1 protein-coding gene is annotated in these 211 nt (G+C 72.5%); it reads right to left on the bottom strand.

The window, feature by feature from the left end:
* Nucleotides 1-177 (bottom strand): 50S ribosomal protein L32 (rpmF, locus tag QWY28_RS24210; RefSeq protein WP_300955434.1); only part of this gene is annotated, 177 nt, incomplete at its 3' end.
* Nucleotides 178-211 lie beyond the last annotated feature (34 nt).

Raw genomic sequence — 211 nt, 5'->3', positions numbered from 1 at the left:
GTGACGCGGGTCGGCGCGAGCGCCGTACTGCCCGCACTCGCCGCACGCGCGGTGCGGGTGGTGCTTGGCACCGCTGGGGGGGTTCGCGCTGGTCACCTGGGTGGGCGCGACGGCCTTCCAGGCCGACCGACGGTGACGCGTGTTGCTGCGCGACATCTTCCGCTTCGGGACTGCCACTGTTCTCTCCTCGTTCTGGACCGGTGGTGCCGGC

Source organism: Nocardioides oceani (genome assembly GCF_030412965.1).
Lineage (GTDB): Bacteria > Actinomycetota > Actinomycetes > Propionibacteriales > Nocardioidaceae > Nocardioides > Nocardioides oceani.
The sequence above is the reverse complement of the archived record's forward strand: the minus strand, read 5'-3'. Positions and strand labels throughout refer to the sequence as shown.